Raw genomic sequence first — 18,140 nt, 5'->3', positions numbered from 1 at the left:
GATGATTAAAAAGCAATTAGTAGTACTTGTAGGGTTAGCTATTTTGGCTGGGTGTTCCTCAACCAAAGATATCCCACCAACAAACGCAGAATTGCACCAACGCTACGGCATTCCTCAGCAGCCGACAGATCAATGGATTCAAGAGAACCTTCCTATCTACGAAGCGAAGGCTGACAAACTGCTTGCGTCTGATGATGATGTCGATGCCTATTACTTCCTTTTGAATATTGCTGAAAATCGTGGCAGTGCTGATATCGAAGCACATAAGAAGCAAGATCGTGTAGATCGTGGTCTCAATGTTTCTTATGAAGATTTAGGACTGGGTGAAGCAGCATTTCGCAAACCCGATTACATCCATGTATTAGGTCCAAGTAGTCTCGGCGCGAATAATGAAAGCGCATTGATAAAACAGCAGAAGGATAAAAATGGTTCCAACATGGAAGATGCCATTTCCGCATACAAAAAACTTTCTTCTGGTGTGAAAGGCAAAGGGTACTCCTTATACGAACTATCACGCTGGGAGCGTTTCTGTGATAGCGGTAATGGCATGGATGAACGCGATTGGCAGTTCATCGAGAAAGAAAAAGGCGAAACAGGCAGCATCCCAAGCGATCTGGTTGGTCAGTGCAATCCGCCACAACACACTTACCAAGATTATCTCACCGCTTGGACGCAATTTTGCACATCACAAAAAATGACGAATGAACAGCGCAACATCGTTCGCAGTTCTACTCGCCCATTTACAGTGGTAAACCCATGCAAAGCCATAAAGTAACCACCAGCTCATCACATACTCAGTTGACGGAAGAAGAGCTTCTCGTTCTTCAAGCTAAAGCTGAGCTCTTTGATGAGCTGAACATCATGCTGGTTGAGGCCGGACAACGTGGCACTCCGGAAGAAGCAGCAGTCGTTATCTCTGCCAACCTAGCTTTTATTGCTGGCACAGAGAAATCCCCCTTAATAGCCGATGCCTCCGAAAACTGGAAACAGCTGACCAACCTTTCTACGCAGCAAAACGGTATTCAAGACATCGCGCTCAAACCAAAGGAGTGCGCTTAAATGGATCTGTACATTTGTGAGAAGCCATCCCAAGCAAAAGACCTCGCAGCTGTGATGGGAGTAACTCAGCACGGCGACGGTTTTATTCATGATGGAAGTGGCCGGGCAATAACCTGGGCTCTTGGTCATCTATTAGAACTCTATATGCCCGATGACTATGACGAGAAATATAAAGCATGGTCCCTTGAAACACTGCCTATTTCTCCTGAATCATGGCGTAGCAAGGTGAGGCGTAGCTCTTCCAAGCAATATAAAGTGATCGAGCAGCTGGTGAAAAAAGCCAGCACAGTTTATATCTCGACTGACTATGACAGAGAAGGCGAAGCGATCGCTCGTTCCCTACTCGATAGATTCCGATACCAAGGCCCCGTAAAACGAGTTTGTTTAACTGCTCTTGATGAAAGCAGTATCAGAAAAGCACTTCGAAACATCAAAGATGGCAAGGAGACAATACCTCTTTATTACGCATCCCTATCTCGCCAGCGAGCTGACTGGGTAGTGGGTATGAACATGTCTCGCTGTTATACAGTACTTGCAAGAGAGGTTGGCTTCGGGCAAACGCTCCATATAGGACGAGTAATCACCCCCACGGTCGCCCTTGTGTGCCAGCGAGACAGTGAAATAGCCAACTTCAAACCATCACCGTTCTGGACGATGGACGTCGGTGTATCTGTTCAAAACGGTCAATTCCTTGCTCACTGGGTGCCGCCAGAAGAGTGCTCTGACGATCAAGGGCGATGTACAAACAAAGCGTATGCAGAGCAAGTAGCCGCTCAAGTAAAAGGAGCACAAGCACTTATAAGTAAGGCTGAAACAAAAGCTGGCAAGGAATCAGCCCCTCTTCCATTTGATTTGACTAGTTTACAGCAATACGCGGCCAAACGTTGGGGGTACAGTGCGCAAGAAACACTTGATGCAGCACAAGCTTTGTACGAAAAGCACAAAGCAACCACCTACCCCCGTACAGATTGCAGATACCTGCCAGAATCACAGAAAGAGGATATCCCCGATATTCTTCAAGCTCTGATTCTTTCGGATCAGCGTGTTTCAGGGCTGGTGGCTGGAGCAGACCAATCGAGATCATCAAGAGCGTTCAATGACAAAAAAATCACCGCTCACCATGCCATCATTCCAACTCCGGCCAAAACCAACATAAGTGCCATGAGCGAAAAAGAGTTCAATCTGTACGATGCAATTCGTCGTTTCTACATCGCCCAGTTCTACAGTCCTTTTGAATTCAACAAAACTACAATTGATGTTCAATGCGGCAATCATTCGTTCACGGCCAACGGCAAAACTCCTTTACGTCAAGGTTGGAAAGTACTATTCAACAATGATGCAGAATCATCCCCTCAAGATGAAGGCGATGATCTTGATGGACCAAAAGAGCAAGAGAAATTACCGAAAGTTAGCCAGGGTGAACCAGCCTTGATCAATGATTCGGTAATCACTGACAAAATGACTCGGCCATCACCTCATTTCACCGAAGCCACACTACTAAGCGCGATGGAAAACATTGCTCGCTTTGTCACAGAAGAAAAGTTCAAGCAAATCCTAAAAGACACCGCTGGCCTCGGCACCCCAGCTACCCGTGCAGGCATTATTCAGGGTGCGGTCGATAAAGGGTACTTGCAGAGAAAGAAAAAGCTCCTTATCGCCACAGATAAAGCTCACGCACTTATTGCTGTCGTACCAGCAGCGATCAAAAGCCCAGGCATGACGGCGGCTTGGGAACAGGAACTGGAGAAGATAGCGACAGGGAACGGAAACATGTCCGTCTTTATGCAGCAAATCTCAGGTTGGATTGTTCAAATGATCCAACAACTCAAACAGAATGCTCCAACCCTAACTCAGCCAGAAGGCATCTTAGCTAAGGCTTTCAAAAATGCGGAAGGTCCTACTCATGAATGCTTTAACTGTGGTGGTAAATTAAAACGCATCAAAGGTAGTGACGGTTTCTTTTGGGGTTGCCAAAACCAAACCTGTAGAAAAACTTTTCCTGATAATCGTGGGAAACCAGAAAAGCGTATTGCTGCTGAGGATTGTCCTGATTGTCCTGACTGCGGCAAGCCAATGCGCCTACGTAAAGGTAAGGCTCCAGGTAAAAAGCGAGCTAGCTCTTTTTGGGGTTGTACTGGGTATCCTGATTGTAAATCGACGATGCCGTACTCTCGGAAGAAAAAATCTCTGGAAGAGTTATTTGACTAAACTTCTCGGGGCTTCGGCCCCGTTTCTATTTGTACTCACTTCGTATTCGTTTATCAATTTCCCGAAGTTCATACGCCATTTCGAACATGGCATTGTTGTCTTGACGACTGATCACTGGTGAACGTGACACATTTCTTTCCAACAAAATCCACGCAGCAACCCTGATTAAAAACGATTCAAAGTGCTTTTTAAACCACATAACTGTGTCACCTAAAATTGTTCTCAACAACCCAAACAGGGATATCATCAATAATTTGTCCGACCTCCCACCCAGTTTTATTCTGAATGGCCTCTGATATACTTTCTGGAACCTCAAACCAATAACAGTAAGTCATATCTCCACTACTCCCATCATTAGCATTCAGTTCAACTGATAACTCATCCCACTCTTCATCTGTAATCCCTAAATACTGTGAAATAGAGCTATCTGGTGCAGCAATAAGAGTTTCTTTGAAAAAGCCTGTGGTTCGCTCTTCTCGAACTGTCTTTTGGCAATGCGGACAATCTATAGGCTCTCTACAAGCACCACAAATTCCACCACCTCCAATTTCATTAACTGTAAAAGTCGCTCCACAATATGGACACTGCTCTAACATTGCTAGACCTTATTTAAATACTTTGCATTATTTTTTCATGATACTTCATTGTTGCAGATCCAACTGACAAACCACTAACAATGAAAAATAAAAACCAACGATATGATATAAAATAACTCGCGTAAGAAAAGACATCTTTTGGCATTGGTGTTCCCCAAGCAACAACAAAGGTAATCACTGCTCCCAAAAACAAACCTACAGTTAAGATAACACCTAGCTTAACCTTCCAATTAAACAGATAAAAAAACATCAAAATTTCCCCATAGACAGACATTAAGCCATTTGAGAGAGTTCGTGACGCACCCCAGAGAAGTTCAAATGGTTATAAACTTTTTTCAAAATTTCTTCGTCAAAGCATCGTGTTTTCTTAATACCGATCTGAGTCTCCAGAAAAACTCTCTGCTCCCTCCTATTTAAGTCGTTCCAGTAATAACCTTCATAGGGAAATGCATTCCTTGTAAATTGAATTACTGCATTAGTACGCTGCTGCCCATCCAATAAGATATCTGACATAGGGATCATCACACCGTTATCTCCCTCTTGCCAGCTATTCACCATGATGGAGCCAAGGTCATACCCCTGAAACACAGACTCGATAAAGTTTTGGTTCTGCTCTTCTGTCCAAACCAACCCTCTTTGCCAGCTGGGCAAAGGAAATCTACCAAGCATTCTTGCAGCCCAAGGATAAGCAGACTCATCATAGCCATTACCTCTGACAAGCTCACTTAGACTTGTCCCACCAGATGAAAATGCAATGATTGGTCGAGGCAGTCTAAAGGACAGCTCTTTTTGTTTTTTATTTGTCATGATCTTACTTACTTTGATTGCTCTCGTGCTCTAGCACGCTCATTAATGAAGAACTCGCTATTTTCTGATTTTTCTATTGCGGCATTTAGATCAACAACGGTTTCAGCAAAACCAACATAGTTGTCAAAAGAGGCTTCAATGTGAGGAATAACCTTTGCGGTCCCTGAGTTGGTATCTACAACTGTACCGAACTTTTCTTTGGCCCACAGACCAACCCCAAACAGCTCAGTAAAGCCTAATTTTAGAAGATGCTTTTCTAAGTCCGTATACTGTCTCATTGGATAGTGGATTGTCTCATAGGCTTCAATGGCATCCACCAGCATATTGAGCTCAGCTTCTTCGTCTTTACTAAGAGATTTTTGAACGATAAGTACTTCTACTCTTGATAGCTTTGAATGGTAATCAGCTTCTGATTCAATGGTCTGGGAGGTTGTTTGAGCTGTCATAATTTCGCTTCCATTATGATCCTTGCTTTTTATCAATAGTTGCAACGACGTTTCTGTAGACGCGAATATCAGCATTGGTGTGCTTTCCTGTGATTGCATGAGCAAAATCCTCAGCAGTCAAGATAGCCTGAGCAATTGCATCACCCTGTGCATTTTCTAGCTCGATATAAAAGTTACCATTGGTATCTTTCGTGATGGCGACTTTGCCATGTTCATGATTACGTTCTGCCATTAACTTCACCGATTTTTTACCTTCTTTTACAGTATTATATTATGATGCGATGTTTATGCCAACCGATTATTTATCATCCTCGTTAACACTGTTATCACTTTCTAAAGCTTCGGCTAATGCCAACAAAGTATTTGCTAATGCGCGACACTCTTTAGATTTCATCAGTGCGGCTTCCTGAGCAATCACTTCCTGTCCAGTATCATCTGATTTCTGCAATCTCATGTAGGCTCCATACGGGCTTGTGTAGAGCTCTATGGCCCTGCGAGTACCGTCTTCAAATAGATAATCAAGTTTCAAGTTAGAATTGAATCCTGACATGGCTAGTCTCCTATATCTTTCACTTACCCAAGTTAAGAATGTCTGTTACGAACAATTCTAACCGCATCACCTGTCGCTAACTTATCCGGCGAGAGCTCCAGTACGACATTGATAATATCGGCCATTGCGTTGTTGCTGAAACGAAACCCGTCTGGTAATCCATTAAGATCATCAAACTTGTTGTCGAATGCGAGAACGAAGTCTTTTATATCTGATGCGCGTCCGTCTAATACGCTCTGAGGGATTTCACTATGTAGTGGCTTTGGTTGATCATCTTCAAAGTCAGCGATAGCTTCTATGACATCAGCCCTACTAGGCCAATATTTTAAGTCATACTGCCCAGCCAAGGCTCTAATCTTTCCTGATAAATGGCTCCCATACAGGTAGTTATCATTGCTGGCAAACTCTACAGCATCAACAAGAGACTGGTACTCATTCCTGATAAAGCCTGAGGTCTCATATAACTCATTTTGACGCCGTATTGTCGCGGCTAATTTCGACGCGAGATGAACAATTTCCTCCTGGAGAGATAGAAGCTCTTTTTGCTCTCTTCTCGTCTGGATAACCTCTTCCTTACAAAAGTCCGTGCTCATCCAAATATGCTCTAAACTCAGCCATATGTACGAGTTCTGTGGAGGAAACCCTTCAAACTTATCTGAATAACCAAATCGAGATATCAACTCTTCAAATGCTAAGCGCAACTCATCAGCACGTTCAATCATCCTTCCCATGACAGGCCAGTATGACATCCAGATTTTAGACTCCTGGCAGCTAACTAACTCTCTTTGAATAAACGCCTTACAAAAGGCCGTGGGATTTGTTTTTGGTAGTGTCATAGTGGTACTCCATTCTATAGTGTCAGGCACCTAGAATACCCTGTTAACAGCGCTTGTCCGTATCTCAACACAAAAAGTATTGAGACGTTTAGATCGGCTTACATGCACTATTACAAAATTCACCTGTAACTGCCCTTTTTGGGCGCGATGCCACATAAGCCCATGTTCCAGAACGTGAGATAGTAAACGATACTAACTAAAAGGCTTCGAGGTATCTGATGAACAAATCAATCTACTTAATTGCAACTGTGCTGACGCTACTTTCTAGTAGTGTTATTGCATCACAGATAAAAACATTAGGAGATACTCCATCACACTTGACGCTTGAGGTTACGGAAAAATACGTTCTCGGGGACAATGACACTCTAATTGATGCAAGAAATCTATCTATTGAACAAGCCAAAAAATCAGCTTCTGATTATGCTGGAACTTACGTAGAACAAAGCTTAGTCGTTGATGATAACAAGATAACAAAGCAACAAATTCGCGTTCTCACGGCAGGCTTTCTTGAAGTATTAAGCACCACAGAACAGAGAAGTTTGGATCAATCAGGAAAGGTCACTCTCACTACCAACGCAGTGATAAGACTATCTAAACAGTCCGTTCAAGACGGCCTTTCTAAATTGAAAACTGACCCTGACAGACTATCAACAATACTACGGCTGGAAGAGCAGAACCAATACCTTCGAGATGAGATATCAAGACTTAACGGCATAATTAATCCAAGCGATAGCCAGCCTCCAAAACGCACTGACTTAATTGATAAACGAGATGGCTTGTTACTTAAACTCGATCAAAACCGTACCTCTGTACGTCAGATTTTTGCTCAAGGCACACTATTCCAGATTGCAAAACAGAATAACAAAGAGTTCGACAGAGCGAAGCAAACATTGCATGAGCAAATCTTTGACTATTTCAAGTACAACACGGAGATTATTGTTGGAACACCAGAGTTTCTAGACAATGGTGATGGCACATATAACATGATGGTGTCCGTCACATGGAATACGCCTTACGAGCCAACCAAATCATTTTTTGGCAAGCACTTTGATGTTGTGGAACCTGCGACTCGAAACAGTTTTCAACTTTCACTTTCTAAACATAAAAACTCTGGAAACAATCAAAAAGTCGCATACACAAAATCCCTTTATGATGAGTTAACTTCCCAGTCGATTAGCATCCGTATCTCCGTTGGCAGCTACTCAGCAGATATCCCTTTATCTGCCACTGTGGATTCATTCGATACTCTCAACACTCAAAATGGCTATATACATCGAATTCAGTTCAAAGCAGATGATGCTACTCGCAAATACGTGCATAGGAACGTTGAGAACCCAGTGGTATTGCAAAACATTCCCGCAGCCGAGCTAAGTTACATTACGACCATTTCAGCTGATGTAGTTATAAAGCCGGTATCAAAAAAATGAGGCAGACCATGAATGGAATTAAAGCTACTTTTTGTGTTGTCATACTACTACTCTCACCAAATGCTCTATCAAATGCACCCGATTGGTTAAATAAGCACTCTCACCCCTCATACCGCTACACTCAATCGGCTTGCGCCCCCATATCTAGCGATCCATACACTGCCAAACTCATTGCAGAAACAAAGGCCAAAGGCGCTTTGGCTCAATCGTTCGGTGGGCATGTTACTGCCACCAGCACTCTTACAAAAAATGATAAGGAATTAGATGGTTCAAATGTTTCCTCAGAACAACTCACTGAGCGTATTGAAATTAGAAGCAGCCGAAAGCTTTCTGCATTAACTACCATTTCCCAGGGAAAATACACTATTGATAACAAAGAACACTTTTGTATTTGGTTAGGCAGCAACAGTTAATGGAAATCAAGTATTTTGCTTTTTCATAGAATCATATTATGATTCTATGAGTTATTGGACGTTTAAGCCGCATTGGCGGTTAGTAATGAGGAACACATGATGAAAAACAAACTCAAATTAGCTCTTGTAGCTGCCAGCGCCGGATTATCATTAGCTGGTTGCTCTAATAGCCCCACCTCTGTTGACATCGCTGAACGAGAAGCTAAAGCTCAGCAAGTTCGACAAGAAGCAGCTGCTAACAAGATGGAGCAAGAGCAAAAGCTAGCAAAGGAAATGGTTAACTCAGTCCCAGAATGGGCCATAAGCCCTCCTCAGCCTGATTCTGAGGGTATTTATGCAGTTGGTATGGGAGATAGCCAAAAGCTGCATACTGCGATCAAAAAAGCGAATCTCGAAGCGCAATACGCTCTAGCTAAAGCTTACCAACAGGAACTCTCAGGTAATGAGCGCTCTTATACCCAGGACAACGGCAATAGCGGCCTTACAGAACAGTACACTCAATTAATTGACACTTTGGTGGACAACGTACCTGTTGTGGGCTTTCGAGTTATCGAGCAAGAAGTCATCCCTCTACAAGGTCGTATCAACGCCTATGTCCTCGTGAAGCTTCCTTATGACCAATTCAACACAATGCTCCAGCAAAAGAAAAGTGAAGCGGCCAACACGGATATTAAAAACGCATTTGATGAACTTGAGATTAGGTTAGAAAAACGACGTCAGGCGCGTATTGAAGAATCAAAGCTCACTTTGGATAAGGCCAGCGATAAAGTGCAAGACGTTACAGATAGCATCATTACTGATCCAGATGCATGAACCTTTATCACCGCCAGATAAAAGAAAGGCCAGAACAGAATTCTGGCCTTTCTTATGAGCAATATGCATCAAATATGATTTTAAACTAAGCACCTTCCCACTGCCATTCACACCCAAGCTTTTTAGTCAACGCCGCCTTAGCGGAACCAACCTTTGAGTAATATCTTGGCAACCAACCGTCAAAAGAATGCAGACTCTACTACCTAAAGCAGCCAGCAAACTATAGTTCTGTTACGACATCTGATATCGTAACAGAAACAACTAACGAGAAATGTACATGATTTCGGGTATAAATGGCGGAAATTGCATTCTTAGCTCTATGGCGAAGGAAAGAGTCAAGAGAGGCATTTTAGATCAGGCGCAAGTTGTGGGCTGCAAAGGTGAGTACACGGTAGTCTTTAACGGTATGAAGTGGAATGGTGAGCCGCTTGTTCTGAGTAGTTCAAGACAACCTTATGAGGCTCGTATCTTCAAGAGTTTAGACGGTGCTATCGCTGAGTTATTGCGTATTGGGCTTACAGAGGCATCGATCAAAATCATAGCTAAATCAGATAACGATTAATTACAAATCATTGAATTTGGAACAAAAATGAACATTAAAGAAGAGATAGTATATTCAAACGTTGAGACAGCCAATAGCAAACAGCTTGCTATCCTCAAGAAACACTTCCCTCAATGCTTTGATAAGCAAGGGAACTTTATTCAAGAAAAGTTGCTTGAAGTAGTGAAGTCGTCTGATGTTGAGCTTTCGAAAGAGTCATATTCTCTAAATTGGTTAGGTAAGTCTTACGCTCGACTGTTAACAAACCTGCCCCCCCAAACGCTTTTGCACGAAGATAAGCAACACAACCATCTTGAAGTTAACAAAGATAGCCAAAATCTGTTGATCAAAGGCGATAACCTAGAAGTGTTGAAGCATATGGTCAATGCATACTCTGAAAAGGTGAAAATGATCTACATTGACCCACCGTATAATACAGGTTCAGACGGTTTCGCTTACAACGACGATCGAAAATTTACACCGCAGCAACTGAGTGAATTAGCTGGAATCAACATCGATGAAGCTACTCGAATTCTTAATTTCACTACAAAAGGTTCAAGTAGTCATAGTGCTTGGCTTACTTTCATGTATCCACGTCTCTATGTAGCACGCCACCTACTTAAAGATGATGGAGTGATTTGTATTTCCATTGATGAAAATGAACATTCTCAACTAAAACTTTTGTGTGATGAAGTTTTCGGAGAGCAGAATTTTATTACTGATTTTGTATGGAAAAATAAAAAAGGCGGTGGTAACGATTCTGTTCATGTGGCAGTAGAACATGAATATATAGTGATGTATTCGAAAGAAAAGAATAGCCTTGAACGTCTATTCGAGAGTTACAAACCAGAATATCTAAAACGATATAATCAAGAAGATTCAGAGTCAAAGTTTTATTGGGATACATTTAAAAGAAAATCGGGTAAACAATACTATGCAATCACCTGCCCTGATGGAACTGTTTTAGAGTATGATGAAAATGGAAATAAGATAAGCTGGCTGCGTTCGAAATCACGATTCGAATCTGATCTTAAGAAAGGAGATGTACGCCTTTATCAAAAAGATGATGGTAGTTGGTCTGTTCAATTTAAACAACGACTACCTAAAGGGAAAAAACCTCGCTCAATTCTAATCAATGAATCTCTACTTGATAGCTCTGGTACAACAAGTGATGGTAGCAATGATCTGTTAACTTTGTTTGGATTTCATCCTTTCAGTAATCCTAAACCTATGAGCCTAATTTCTGATTTGGTGAATATAGTTGTTTCTGAAGGTGATATTGTTTTGGACTTCTTTGCTGGTTCAGGCTCTACGGCCAATGCAATCTTTCGTTTAAACACCTTAGATAATGCCAATCGACAATTTATTTCTGTGCAGATAGAGGAAATTCTACAGAGTGACCATCCTGCATATGAAAGAGGCTATAAAACCATTTTCGATATAACTAAAGATCGATTGTTAAAAGCATCAGAGAAAATTAGAGCTGAAAACCCTGACTATCAAGGCGATCTTGGCTTTAAGATCTTCGAAACCGTTGAAGACTTCCGAGTAAAAGATGAAGGTGAATTAACCCTTGAAAACCACTCATTCTTCGATGATGCGGTGCTAACTGACAAGCAATACAACACGCTGCTTACAACGTGGTGTGTTTATGACGGTAGCCTATTAACAACACCAATCCAAGATATAGATTTGAATGGCTACACTGCGCACCTGTGCGACAAACGCTTGTATCTGATCGCACCTAATTTTAACAGCGAGACAATCAAAGCTTTGCTTCACGAACTCGACAACAACAAAGATTTTGAGCCTAACAAAGTCGTGTTCTACGGAAACAATTTCGATAGTGCAAAGCAAATGGAACTAAACGAAGCTCTGAAAGGCTACGCAAATAAAAAGTCTCTTGAAATTGATTTGGTGGTAAGAAACTGATATGTCAAAAGGTTTTACTTTCGAAAAAAACTTGCCTCACCAGCAAACAGGCGTTGATGCTGTTACAACTGTTTTCTTAGGTGCTGAACCTAAGCAATCAAATGACGCAACCTTGCGTATATTAGCCAACCCTGAATTAGAGCTTTCAGATGCTCAATACTACTCTAATATCAAAATGGTTCACGAGTATAACCGCATCGACCATATACCAGAGCATTATAATGCCAAGAGCAATATCATTGATGTTTCAATGGAAACTGGTACTGGTAAGACATACACCTACACCAAAACGATGTTCGATTTGAATAAATCTTTTGGTATTAACAAGTTCATCGTGGTTGTCCCTACCCTTTCGATCAAAGCTGGCACAGTCAACTTCTTGAAAAGTGATGCTTTGAAGGAGCATTTCAGAGATGACTACGAGCGTGAGATCAAAACGTATGTTGTAGAAAGTCAAAAAAGTTCTGGTAAAAACACCAAAACTTATATGCCACAAGCCATACATGATTTTGTTGAAGCAAGTAACTTTAACAAGAGCTACATACACGTTCTCATCATCAACTCAGGAATGATTAACTCTAAATCATTAACTGAGACTTATGATGTCGGCTTATTAGACAATCAATTCGATACGCCTTTTGCGGCAATCAGTGCAATAAAACCATTCATCATCATTGATGAGCCGCACAAGTTCCCCACTGCACGCAAAACGTGGGAAAACATCGAGAAGTTTAATGCTCAGTACATCATTCGTTATGGTGCAACATTTAACAATGACTATAAAAACCTGGTCTATCGCTTAACGGCCGTTGATGCATTCAACGACGACTTGGTTAAAGGCATTGATGCGTATATTGAAGATGTTGTTGGTGATGACAATGCAAGCCTAAAATTCATCAAGTCTGATGGTAAAGAAGCGACATTTGAGCTAAACGAGAATGGTGCTAAGAGCGTGTTTAAACTTGCAAAGGGCGAGTCTCTTTCAAAAACACACTCAGCAATCCATGATCTTGTCATTGATGCATTGAACAAAACCACAGTTGCTTTGAGTAATGGTATTGAGCTGAAAACTGGCGGTTCAATTAACCCATACTCATACTCGCAAACGCTTGAAGACAATATGATGCGCAAAGCGATCAAAGAACACTTCAAGTTGGAAAGGCACTATTTGACGCTCAAACCACGCATCAAACCACTAACATTGTTCTTCATCGACGATATCGAAGGCTATCGAGATGGAAATGATATTTCTGGTAGTTTAAAAACTAAGTTTGAAGAGTGGGTTGTTGCAGAAGCAAAGGAACTGCTTAAAACAGAGAAAGACGCTTTTTATAAAGCGTATTTAGAGCAAACCATCGCTGATGTATCAGTCGTTCACGGTGGTTATTTCTCAAAGGATAACAGCGATAAGGATGAAAAGATCGAGCAAGAGATTAACGAAATCTTGCACGACAAAGAAAAACTGCTTTCGCTCGACAATCCAAGACGATTCATTTTCTCAAAGTGGACACTACGTGAAGGTTGGGATAATCCTAACGTGTTCCAGATCTGTAAACTCCGTTCAAGCGGAAGCGTTACATCAAAGCTACAAGAAGTTGGTCGTGGCTTACGTTTGCCAGTAAATGAGTTTATGGCGCGTGATAAGCGCGGTCCTTTCACTCTCAACTACTATGTTGACTTTACAGAGAAAGACTTTGTTAATCAGCTTGTTCAAGAAGTGAATAACAGCTCGTTTAAAGAGACAGTTCCAAGCAAGCTGACTCAGGACATCAAAGACAAGATATTTGCCAAATACCCTGATATATCATCTTTTGATCTGATGATGAATCTTGTTGGGAAGAACATTATCGACAAAAACGAGACTTTCGTTGGTTCTGATGCTTACTCAAAATTGAAGTCTGAATATCCGCAAGCCTTCCCTGCTGGCGTTAAGAAAGACAAGATCAAGAAAGCAAATGGCAGTCAAAAACGCACTAAAATGCGCGTGGGTAAGTTCGATGAGCTTAGGGAACTGTGGGATCTAATCAACCAAAAAGCCGTGTTAGAATACCAAATTGATGATGAAAGTGAGTTTAAATCTCTGTTCAAGAGTTACCTACTCGATGAGGCAAGTAAATTTAAGAAAACTGGCGTTCAAACTCGTATCGAAAAGGTTTATATCCACAACGATATCGCTATGTCGAAAAGCATCCTTGGCTCTGACGATGACTTTTCCAAGTTCAGTACGATGAGCTATTCAGAGTTTTTGCCGAAACTTTCACAGGAAATGTTCATCAAGCTATCGACACTACACCAAGTATTCTGTGAAGTTCGTGAAACGATAGACATTACTGAGTATATGAACATTCAGACTATTCGTAAGATTAAGTCGGGTTTCAGTAAATACTTACTTAATAACTCATTTACGAAGTTTGCGTTGGGATACAACGTTATCTCGAACACGATGCACCCTACTAAGTTCACTGATGCTGATGGTGAACCGCTGAAAGATGTATTGTCGAGTGATCTTGGTGTTCTACATAACAATGAAAAACCACCAGTAGATTCATACCTATTCGAAGAAGTTTTTTACGATTCAGAATTGGAAAGATTGAATATTACAGAAGGTGAAATTCAATGTGTCGTCGTGTTTACCAAAATACCTAAAAACTCAATCAAGTTACCTGTTTCTGGAGGTTACTCCTATTCACCTGACTTTGCTTATGTAGTTAAAACTGACTCGGGTGATTACCTAAACTTCATCATTGAGACGAAAAATGTTGATGGAAAAGATAATCTTCGGAAAGAAGAAGAACGAAAAATTGAACACGCTAAAGAGCTGTTCCACCAAATTAGTAAAGATATAAAAGTTGAGTTTAAAACCCAATATGCTGGTGATAAGATCATTGAACTAGTAAAACAATCTTTTGCTGTTTAGATTTTGTAATTTCAAGGGGGGCTAAACAGCCTCCCTAGTTTTTATATATATTAGACATTAGAAAAAATATTTTTTTTAACAACAAGCTTTTCAAAGTACTTATTTTCAAATCCCTGCAAAATCCAACATACTAACCCCACTAGGTATCATTATTGGTCATTCTGTTCTAAGTTGTCAGCGATTTCACGAAGCACCTTAGCCCAGCCTTTTTGAGATTCATTTTTGAAAGGCACGTTTTCAAAACATTGTTTGAGCGAAAAAACTGCTGGTGGGATCTCTGGTGATAAGCACACATTAACTGTACCTGCAACCAAATCATCAACAACAATTGACGGTTTAATAGGCCACGTTAGCCCTTTTGGATCTACTTCCTGGTGCATGATTTTTCCTCTTAGTTGTTTAACTGTTCTGGCACAGCTTCAACAGCAATACTTAATAACGCTCTCTTTAGCTCCCAGAGAGATTGTACGGGCCATGATGCCCAATCTAATGGGTTGCATTCAATTTCTTCACTAAGCGTAATTAGACCCGTTCTGGCTCTATTTGGAATGCTGACCTGCGTCGATTTGTACTTTTCAGCCGTCATTCTAGCTGTTTGCCCGTAATAGTAGTAATCAAGTGCAATTTGGGCATTAGCGTTATTCTCAAGGAACAGATCTAACCTTTCCTGCTGTTCTAACATAACCATTGCACACCCAATAAACAGTTCCTTGTTATCTAACACATCCTGTCTATTGAACTTTGGCTGTCTCGCAGAGGACTCATGCACCTTCCTAGAAACCTTCTTTGCCATTTTTGGCTTGACTTTAGGCTTCTTTTTCTTAGTTGGCCGCAATTGATATCTTGTCATTCCCAGCGAATTTAAACAGTCTTTGCATACTGGCTGAGCTCCGTTCTTCGCAGCGGTGATGTTCCTATAATGAGCTCCGTTACCAGATACAACTTTTCCACAAAGTGATATCTGACGAGATGACTCAATCCGTTTAGACCTTAAAATGCACACCATAATGACTACCTAGACTTTTTCACCGTGCTTGCGCATAAAGCAATATGCAGTTTCTAAATCAGCCTCAGAATGGGTAATTCCTTTATTCATCTGAATGTAAAAGCGACATGCCTCAATATCAGAATCAAACTGGTAGATGTTAACGATCAAATTCAACCTTGGGAAAATACCTCCAGATTTTAAGTCTTCCCAATACAGTTCATCAAATACAGCGAATTCACCAGAATGAAACGCCGCAATAGCGGTAAGCCTCTGTAACCCATCTAAGATAAGGGAATCATCCAGCTCTCCCCCCCTGCCTTTCACATCATAAAGCTGTACTTTCGTTTCACATCCACACAAGAGGTTTTCAACGAAACATTGCTGCATGTTTTTCGTCCACTTCTGATTGGAACGCTGAAACTCAGGGGTTAACTTTTCAAGTATCTCATAAGGAGATAAAGCTATCTCCTCCGTTAGCTCTTGCACCAAGCTATTGTAGGCAAGCAAACCACCAACGGGTTTGAATAAGTCTTTAAAGCTAACGTTTACGGAATAATTCGGAGAACGATAAAACGCACTTTGTGTCACTATTTCCTTCAACCGTTCAAGACCTGATTTCATCGTGCGGTCTCCTTCTTTAGTTCTGAAAGTTTGATTTGATAAGCATCATAGAAAAAACACGCCCAGAGATAATTCGCATAGATACGCTTCGCAAAGTTTTTCCCTGGCCTGTCCTTTACGATCTCTTTAGGAAGTGATATTGCGAGACTGTTGTACTCAACCATATCGGAAAGACGACGCTTTACTTCATCGAGGAAAGGTCCAAGCTCAGTAGAGAATGATTTTCTGGAAAGGTCCCACATATATGTCTTAGAAAAATCAAAGTTTTTCAGGTTACGTTTCTGCCACTCAATCACTAATTCATGAAGTTCGGCCTCATATTCCCTTTCACCGGATACCGCTTCGTCTAAATGGTTGGGGCACTCGATTGCTCCAAGCCAGACCCCATCTTTTTTGCGCATAGTTTTATTCGGAACATGGCCGCAATGACGGCATCTTGCCATAAACACTTGCTCAGGTTTGGGGGTTTGCAAAGAACTCATGTTAACCAAGGGGTAGAATTTCTTGGGGGATACATAGAGCTGAGCCCGGAGTTGTTCAAATCGCTCAATTGAATCATGAGAAATATGGCTGTACTTATCTTTCAATTTATCAACGGGAGTAATTCCGATACCACTTTTCGACAGTTGACGACGAACAAAGCCTTCTTCTAGGTTATGCTCAATTTTTGCCACCAGCACCAATAGTTGAAGTTTACGCAACGTCGCGTTGTTGCTTCGGGGCATAAAGCACTGCCATTGCCCCATCTGGACAGCAGTTCCAAACTGATCGTCGTAGACGTCACAGACATCAACGTCATGCCACAGATTTAATCGTTCTTCGCACTTACCCATCGAGTTCAGTGCCTTCCGTCCCATTTGTAATAGAAGCGCTTGGTAGATAGAGTCAATTGCAGAATTCAGCATCTTTTCACTGATTTCGAACACAGGAAATTCTAGTTCTACATTCTCATCCGATTGCAACATACGCTGCTTTTGCATGTAGCCCATAAACATAAATGAAGCTGTCGCTAAAAGACTTGCAGCCTGAATGATCCCATTATGACTGGCTAGATTAACGATTGTTTTGGATGGGTTTAAAGGAAGTCCATCCCAGTACGCTGGTATGGCAAAATCGAGGAACGATGATTTAAGCTTTGTCTCAATAGAAAATGGAGCACAAATCGCACCCTTTACATTACGGTTTGGCTTAATCTTGCGTAACTTCTCACGCATAGCTTTGTAGCTACATTTTACTTCTGGCATTAGTTTTAATGCAGCATGGTTATCAACATGTAGGATATCGTATACCGGGTCCAATAGTTCATGGAGAACTTCGGAAGACTGGTATGGCTCCAATTGATCAGATACATTAACAGCGAAATGGTGGCTAAGGTCGATATCCTTCTCACCACTGTCACTATAAGCCTCTACCTGGACATGATCAGAGATTGTATTAGGAACAGGCATCACTCCTTCATATTCGGCCACACACTCGTTCCAAAGCTTCGCATCAAACTTAATGCCATCACTTAGGATTGATATTTTTTGTTCTTTCTCTTTCTGGGCCGAGATGAACAGAATCTCATTGCGCTTTTGGTTATACAGCTTAGCTATTGCATTGTGCTCTCTACACCATTTGCTGTATTCGCGCTTCAAAAAGGAATGCGCTTCGGCTAGGTTTTTGAACTTTGACCAATATGCCTCTATGTGTGTGGGCTTCCGATCTGTCTTTGTTCGGATGGTGCAACGTGAACGTTTCTGCTTATCCTGATCAATAATCTTGATAGCATTGGGCTCAAAATAACCAACATTCCAATTAGCGGGTAATACCCCCTGTTTATACATATCCAGGCGAAAGGATAACGCTGAATTAAGCGCGTTATCACTAGATACTCCGGCATTGAAAGACTTTGTTTTTTTACCAATACGTACTTGATATCCAGTAGGCAACTGGAAAACATTTAGGAACTTTTTCATAAAATAACGCTTTATTAAGGTGCCGACG

Annotated in this window: 21 protein-coding genes; 9 read left to right on the top strand and 12 right to left on the bottom strand. The window is 41.4% G+C overall.

Translation table 11 applies throughout. The features are described 5' to 3' along the window. Nucleotide 1 precedes the first annotated feature (1 nt). Genes QF117_RS21980 through QF117_RS21970 form a run of 3 tightly spaced genes read left to right on the top strand, consistent with a single transcriptional unit; the run spans nucleotide 2 to nucleotide 3,267 of the window. Nucleotides 2-775 carry a hypothetical protein gene (locus QF117_RS21980; RefSeq protein ID WP_282389539.1) on the top strand — a complete coding sequence of 258 codons (774 nt, stop codon included), beginning with the start codon at nucleotides 2-4 and terminating at the stop codon, nucleotides 773-775. Continuing rightward, nucleotides 757-1,059, top strand: coding sequence for a hypothetical protein (locus QF117_RS21975; RefSeq protein ID WP_052481500.1), 303 nt, complete (start codon nucleotides 757-759; stop codon nucleotides 1,057-1,059). Before QF117_RS21980 ends, QF117_RS21975 begins: the two co-directional genes overlap by 19 nt. Next, entirely contained in the window at nucleotides 1,060-3,267 is a 2,208-nt protein-coding gene (locus QF117_RS21970; RefSeq protein ID WP_229626485.1) for a DNA topoisomerase 3, read from the top strand. Between the two features lie 25 nt (nucleotides 3,268-3,292). On the opposite strand, the gene QF117_RS21965 is transcribed toward QF117_RS21970, so the two are convergent. The 8 genes from QF117_RS21965 to QF117_RS21930 form a co-directional block, all read right to left on the bottom strand. After that, nucleotides 3,293-3,466 (bottom strand): hypothetical protein, encoded by a 174-nt coding sequence (locus QF117_RS21965; RefSeq protein ID WP_165615981.1) that lies wholly within the window; start codon nucleotides 3,464-3,466, stop codon nucleotides 3,293-3,295. Between the two features lie 7 nt (nucleotides 3,467-3,473). Then, nucleotides 3,474-3,863: a hypothetical protein gene (locus QF117_RS21960; protein ID WP_140277269.1), complete on the bottom strand. Its 390-nt coding sequence runs from the start codon at nucleotides 3,861-3,863 to the stop codon at nucleotides 3,474-3,476. 13 nt (nucleotides 3,864-3,876) lie between these two features. After that, the gene (locus QF117_RS21955) at nucleotides 3,877-4,113 is read right to left on the bottom strand and encodes a hypothetical protein (protein ID WP_140277271.1); all 237 of its coding nucleotides are present in this window, start codon (nucleotides 4,111-4,113) and stop codon (nucleotides 3,877-3,879) included. A 23-nt stretch (nucleotides 4,114-4,136) separates the two neighbouring features. Continuing rightward, nucleotides 4,137-4,670 carry a DUF262 domain-containing protein gene (locus QF117_RS21950; RefSeq protein WP_140277275.1) on the bottom strand — a complete coding sequence of 178 codons (534 nt, stop codon included), beginning with the start codon at nucleotides 4,668-4,670 and terminating at the stop codon, nucleotides 4,137-4,139. Nucleotides 4,671-4,678: 8 nt separating this feature from the next. Continuing rightward, on the bottom strand, nucleotides 4,679-5,116 hold the full coding sequence (locus QF117_RS21945; protein WP_140277278.1) for a hypothetical protein: 438 nt from the start codon (nucleotides 5,114-5,116) through the stop codon (nucleotides 4,679-4,681). Between the two features lie 13 nt (nucleotides 5,117-5,129). Continuing rightward, a complete protein-coding gene (locus tag QF117_RS21940) occupies nucleotides 5,130-5,348 on the bottom strand; it encodes a hypothetical protein (protein WP_140277281.1) in 219 nt (72 codons plus the stop codon). Between the two features lie 66 nt (nucleotides 5,349-5,414). After that, nucleotides 5,415-5,666 carry a hypothetical protein gene (locus tag QF117_RS21935; RefSeq protein WP_282389574.1) on the bottom strand — a complete coding sequence of 84 codons (252 nt, stop codon included), beginning with the start codon at nucleotides 5,664-5,666 and terminating at the stop codon, nucleotides 5,415-5,417. Nucleotides 5,667-5,698: 32 nt separating this feature from the next. After that, on the bottom strand, nucleotides 5,699-6,502 hold the full coding sequence (locus tag QF117_RS21930; protein WP_282389573.1) for a hypothetical protein: 804 nt from the start codon (nucleotides 6,500-6,502) through the stop codon (nucleotides 5,699-5,701). A gap of 218 nt (nucleotides 6,503-6,720) precedes the next feature. Between QF117_RS21930 and QF117_RS21925 the strand changes: the two genes are divergently transcribed. The 6 genes from QF117_RS21925 (at nucleotide 6,721) to QF117_RS21900 (ending at nucleotide 14,545) form a co-directional block, all read left to right on the top strand. After that, nucleotides 6,721-7,929 carry a hypothetical protein gene (locus QF117_RS21925; RefSeq protein ID WP_282389572.1) on the top strand — a complete coding sequence of 403 codons (1,209 nt, stop codon included), beginning with the start codon at nucleotides 6,721-6,723 and terminating at the stop codon, nucleotides 7,927-7,929. An 8-nt stretch (nucleotides 7,930-7,937) separates the two neighbouring features. Next, entirely contained in the window at nucleotides 7,938-8,342 is a 405-nt protein-coding gene (locus QF117_RS21920) for a hypothetical protein (RefSeq protein WP_017085193.1), read from the top strand. Nucleotides 8,343-8,438: 96 nt separating this feature from the next. Continuing rightward, complete coding sequence (locus tag QF117_RS21915) at nucleotides 8,439-9,155, top strand: LPP20 family lipoprotein (RefSeq protein ID WP_017085192.1); 717 nt, start codon at nucleotides 8,439-8,441, stop codon at nucleotides 9,153-9,155. A gap of 277 nt (nucleotides 9,156-9,432) precedes the next feature. After that, complete coding sequence (locus tag QF117_RS21910; RefSeq protein WP_235612505.1) at nucleotides 9,433-9,717, top strand: hypothetical protein; 285 nt, start codon at nucleotides 9,433-9,435, stop codon at nucleotides 9,715-9,717. Nucleotides 9,718-9,744: 27 nt separating this feature from the next. Then, the gene (locus QF117_RS21905) at nucleotides 9,745-11,628 is read left to right on the top strand and encodes a site-specific DNA-methyltransferase (RefSeq protein WP_138221970.1); all 1,884 of its coding nucleotides are present in this window, start codon (nucleotides 9,745-9,747) and stop codon (nucleotides 11,626-11,628) included. A 1-nt stretch (nucleotide 11,629) separates the two neighbouring features. Then, nucleotides 11,630-14,545: a type III restriction-modification system endonuclease gene (locus tag QF117_RS21900; RefSeq protein WP_138221969.1), complete on the top strand. Its 2,916-nt coding sequence runs from the start codon at nucleotides 11,630-11,632 to the stop codon at nucleotides 14,543-14,545. Between the two features lie 149 nt (nucleotides 14,546-14,694). Here the strand turns inward: QF117_RS21900 and QF117_RS21895 are convergent, their stop codons facing one another. From QF117_RS21895 to QF117_RS21880, 4 genes are all read right to left on the bottom strand, one after another. After that, the gene (locus tag QF117_RS21895) at nucleotides 14,695-14,925 is read right to left on the bottom strand and encodes a hypothetical protein (protein WP_138221968.1); all 231 of its coding nucleotides are present in this window, start codon (nucleotides 14,923-14,925) and stop codon (nucleotides 14,695-14,697) included. A gap of 11 nt (nucleotides 14,926-14,936) precedes the next feature. Continuing rightward, entirely contained in the window at nucleotides 14,937-15,269 is a 333-nt protein-coding gene (locus QF117_RS21890; RefSeq protein ID WP_282389571.1) for a hypothetical protein, read from the bottom strand. A 291-nt stretch (nucleotides 15,270-15,560) separates the two neighbouring features. Beyond that, nucleotides 15,561-16,154, bottom strand: coding sequence for a hypothetical protein (locus QF117_RS21885; protein WP_014386695.1), 594 nt, complete (start codon nucleotides 16,152-16,154; stop codon nucleotides 15,561-15,563). Continuing rightward, a complete protein-coding gene (locus tag QF117_RS21880; RefSeq protein ID WP_229626461.1) occupies nucleotides 16,151-18,112 on the bottom strand; it encodes a hypothetical protein in 1,962 nt (653 codons plus the stop codon). Before QF117_RS21880 ends, QF117_RS21885 begins: the two co-directional genes overlap by 4 nt. Nucleotides 18,113-18,140: the final 28 nt, after the last annotated feature.

The organism is Vibrio sp. YMD68, from assembly GCF_029958905.1.
In the GTDB taxonomy this organism is placed as follows: Bacteria; Pseudomonadota; Gammaproteobacteria; order Enterobacterales; family Vibrionaceae; genus Vibrio.
Note: the sequence above shows the minus strand (reverse complement) of the source record. Positions and strands in the feature narration are given on the sequence as shown.

What these genes read in the sequence shown, in the direction of transcription:
- QF117_RS21980 (WP_282389539.1), top strand. Translation starts at nt 2, where the DNA reads ATGATTAAAAAGCAATTAGTAGTACTTGTAGGGTTAGCTATTTTGGCT.
- QF117_RS21975 (WP_052481500.1), top strand. Translation starts at nt 757, where the DNA reads ATGCAAAGCCATAAAGTAACCACCAGCTCATCACATACTCAGTTGACG.
- QF117_RS21970 (WP_229626485.1), top strand. Translation starts at nt 1,060, where the DNA reads ATGGATCTGTACATTTGTGAGAAGCCATCCCAAGCAAAAGACCTCGCA.
- QF117_RS21965 (WP_165615981.1), bottom strand. Translation starts at nt 3,466, where the DNA reads ATGTGGTTTAAAAAGCACTTTGAATCGTTTTTAATCAGGGTTGCTGCG.
- QF117_RS21960 (WP_140277269.1), bottom strand. Translation starts at nt 3,863, where the DNA reads ATGTTAGAGCAGTGTCCATATTGTGGAGCGACTTTTACAGTTAATGAA.
- QF117_RS21955 (WP_140277271.1), bottom strand. Translation starts at nt 4,113, where the DNA reads ATGTTTTTTTATCTGTTTAATTGGAAGGTTAAGCTAGGTGTTATCTTA.
- QF117_RS21950 (WP_140277275.1), bottom strand. Translation starts at nt 4,670, where the DNA reads ATGACAAATAAAAAACAAAAAGAGCTGTCCTTTAGACTGCCTCGACCA.
- QF117_RS21945 (WP_140277278.1), bottom strand. Translation starts at nt 5,116, where the DNA reads ATGACAGCTCAAACAACCTCCCAGACCATTGAATCAGAAGCTGATTAC.
- QF117_RS21940 (WP_140277281.1), bottom strand. Translation starts at nt 5,348, where the DNA reads ATGGCAGAACGTAATCATGAACATGGCAAAGTCGCCATCACGAAAGAT.
- QF117_RS21935 (WP_282389574.1), bottom strand. Translation starts at nt 5,666, where the DNA reads ATGTCAGGATTCAATTCTAACTTGAAACTTGATTATCTATTTGAAGAC.
- QF117_RS21930 (WP_282389573.1), bottom strand. Translation starts at nt 6,502, where the DNA reads ATGACACTACCAAAAACAAATCCCACGGCCTTTTGTAAGGCGTTTATT.
- QF117_RS21925 (WP_282389572.1), top strand. Translation starts at nt 6,721, where the DNA reads ATGAACAAATCAATCTACTTAATTGCAACTGTGCTGACGCTACTTTCT.
- QF117_RS21920 (WP_017085193.1), top strand. Translation starts at nt 7,938, where the DNA reads ATGAATGGAATTAAAGCTACTTTTTGTGTTGTCATACTACTACTCTCA.
- QF117_RS21915 (WP_017085192.1), top strand. Translation starts at nt 8,439, where the DNA reads ATGATGAAAAACAAACTCAAATTAGCTCTTGTAGCTGCCAGCGCCGGA.
- QF117_RS21910 (WP_235612505.1), top strand. Translation starts at nt 9,433, where the DNA reads ATGATTTCGGGTATAAATGGCGGAAATTGCATTCTTAGCTCTATGGCG.
- QF117_RS21905 (WP_138221970.1), top strand. Translation starts at nt 9,745, where the DNA reads ATGAACATTAAAGAAGAGATAGTATATTCAAACGTTGAGACAGCCAAT.
- QF117_RS21900 (WP_138221969.1), top strand. Translation starts at nt 11,630, where the DNA reads ATGTCAAAAGGTTTTACTTTCGAAAAAAACTTGCCTCACCAGCAAACA.
- QF117_RS21895 (WP_138221968.1), bottom strand. Translation starts at nt 14,925, where the DNA reads ATGCACCAGGAAGTAGATCCAAAAGGGCTAACGTGGCCTATTAAACCG.
- QF117_RS21885 (WP_014386695.1), bottom strand. Translation starts at nt 16,154, where the DNA reads ATGAAATCAGGTCTTGAACGGTTGAAGGAAATAGTGACACAAAGTGCG.
- QF117_RS21880 (WP_229626461.1), bottom strand. Translation starts at nt 18,112, where the DNA reads ATGAAAAAGTTCCTAAATGTTTTCCAGTTGCCTACTGGATATCAAGTA.